This window comes from Streptococcus sp. SK140 (genome assembly GCF_000259525.1).
GTDB lineage: Bacteria > Bacillota > Bacilli > Lactobacillales > Streptococcaceae > Streptococcus.
This window is the reverse complement of record NZ_AJML01000008.1, coordinates 1-2,597: the sequence shown is the minus strand read 5'-3', so window position 1 is coordinate 2,597 and position 2,597 is coordinate 1. Positions and strand designations below refer to the sequence as shown.

The 2,597-nt window shown below is 24.9% G+C and carries 1 protein-coding gene and 1 pseudogene; one reads left to right on the top strand and one right to left on the bottom strand.

The genetic code is table 11. The features are described from left to right. Nucleotides 1–95 precede the first annotated feature (95 nt). Entirely contained in the window at nucleotides 96–2,375 is a 2,280-nt protein-coding gene (locus tag HMPREF1116_RS03370) for a tetratricopeptide repeat protein (protein ID WP_000291368.1), read from the top strand. On the opposite strand, the pseudogene HMPREF1116_RS0101965 reads toward HMPREF1116_RS03370, so the two are convergent. After that, nucleotides 2,359–2,597 (bottom strand): annotated as a pseudogene (locus tag HMPREF1116_RS0101965) (glycine hydroxymethyltransferase); the annotation flags it as partial. The gene HMPREF1116_RS03370 and the pseudogene HMPREF1116_RS0101965 sit on opposite strands and share 17 nt — an antisense overlap.

Genomic DNA, 2,597 nt, shown 5'->3' with positions numbered 1-2,597 from the left:
CCATGAAAATCTCCTTCATCAATAATCATGCTATTATAAACCTATTTGGGTGCTTTGTATAGTGATAATAAATAGTTATCGGTAGGAGAATATTTATGTACTATGGACGCAACAATGAAATAGAACAGCTAAAACACCATTTTAAGTATTCTAGCAATGATAAAAATAGTTTATTCATTATAAATGGTTTTAGTGGCAGTGGCAAGACTGAATTAGTTAAAGAAGTTAGCCAACAAATATATAGAAATAATAAAGAAATTTTTATTTTATATGTTGATGTTGCAAATGATGGATTTGAAAGTAATAAATTTTTTGAAAATTTATTAAAAGGAGCTTATATAGCTACTCAATTCAGGAGAAATCTTTGTTTATCTATACCACATAAATATTCGTTCTCAAATTATTTAAGAAAACAAAAACTAACCAACTTAACATTGAAGCATAGTTTTAAACTTATCAAATCACTAATTTCATTAAACGTTCCGTATAAGAAAATTATTGACTATCCTTGGGAGGAAGTTATTTCTGAAATAAAAGAAGAAATTTTCGAAAGTGATCTATATTTACGTTACTTCTATAATATTTCAAAAAAAGTCAGAGTTAACATAATTATTGATAATTATCAATTTTTACCTGATAATATAAAAATAAAATTTGAAGATGATTTCAACACACTTCAAAAAGGAATTTCTTTGACCATAATACATCGAACTGATGAAGCTGTCAGTTTAGTTGATAAATTAGATACATTAGATAATTATACTTCTAATGTATTAAATTTATCTTATCTGACAGAAGAAGAGTGTAAATTATTAATAAATAATCAGATTGATTTTCTAGATAATACCATGTTAAATCAAATTTGGCAGTTAACTAAAGGAAATTATAAAGAAATTGAATTAATTATTAATAAACTGGCAGACAACCCTAATTCAGAACTACTTAGTATTTCTGACATTTATAATAAACTTTCAGACACTCAAAAAAATATTCTGATTATATCATCAATTTTTCCAGCTGGAATGAGTAAAGAAATAGTTTTTAACTACATAAAATCTATTATAGAGGACACAACTGAAGTATCGAATTCGTTAAATGCTCTTATTAATGCAGGCTTTGTATACATTAATGGAGATACAAATGATAAGATAAAAATATCACATGAATCAATTGTTAATAGTATATTAAATCAAACTACTGATTCTGATCTTAAATTAGTTACAGAGAATCTTAAAATATATTTAGAACAGACTATCTTATCCATAGGAATAGGTGGTGAATTAGCTTACTTAATTCACTGCTTAATACATATCAGTAGTCTTGAAGAGTTAAGACAAAATATAGAATACATAAAAAAATTACTCGAAATAGAATATAGAAAAAATTCTTATTTTTATATCGTATCTTTGAGTAAAAAGATATTTAATTTAATAGAATTATTACCAGAGAAATATATACATTATATTTTGAATTCACATCAATGGACTTCAAATTTTAATGATGGTTTAACAATTCTTAGAAATCTTAAAGTTGAGTATTATTCGGAAAATATAAATTTATATTATCCTAGATTTTTAATTCAACTATATGAATTTAATGAAGCGTTAAATTTACTAGAAAAATTAGAAAACAACTCAGGAAATTTGCTCTATAAATTAAACGCTTATGGACATCTAGGTAAAGATAAAGAAGCAATAAAACTTCTTAATGAAACTCTTAATGCAGTAGAAAAAGATGATTTTTATTATATTATTTTACGAAATTCTGCCCATTATTTTCCAATTGAACAAGCTACTAAAAATCTCAAATTAGCATTAGAGTATTTTCAAGTGAATGAGCAGTATATTCCTGTTGCAACTGTATATAATAATTTAGGAGTTATTTATACATGGAATAGAGAATATGATTTAGCTTTAGAAAATCTCAACAAAGCAGAAAAAATACTAAAAAAATATGATTCAAATGAAATTTTTGAATCATATTGTAATAAATCAGTTTTATTTCTAATGAAGAAAGATTATCAACAATCTCTAGAATATATCAATAAATCACTTCAAATGTGTCCTAGATCTTTAACTTTAGATGTTCGTATGCTTAAACTAAATAAATTAGTTGTTGAATTGGTGTCTGAAAATATTTCTCTTATAGATTTTCAGAATTCTTTAAGATACTTTGAGTCAGAAATTCCACTAATAGATGATCCTTGGTATAAATTTCAAGTTGTATACAATCTAAAACAAATTAGTGATATTCCTTCTGTTTATGATCAATCATATATTGAAAATTATAAGGATGGATTAACTAAATACTATATACTAATTCCATATAAAAATTATAATTTTTGTCTTGGTCTATCTCCTAATTGGAGATATTAATCTTTTTGTGATATTTGCTAATGAGTTCAGAGTGTATAGAGTAGTTGAATTGTTTATATTTTAGTAAATTAGCTACTAGTTCAGCTAATTTCTGTATATCAGGCTCTGTGTATCCTAGATTTGTAATACCAACTGTTCCTAACCTAATTCCTGAAGTAGTCATTGGACCATATATATCATTCGGAATTTGATTACGATTAACCAATATTCTATGCTCGAAAA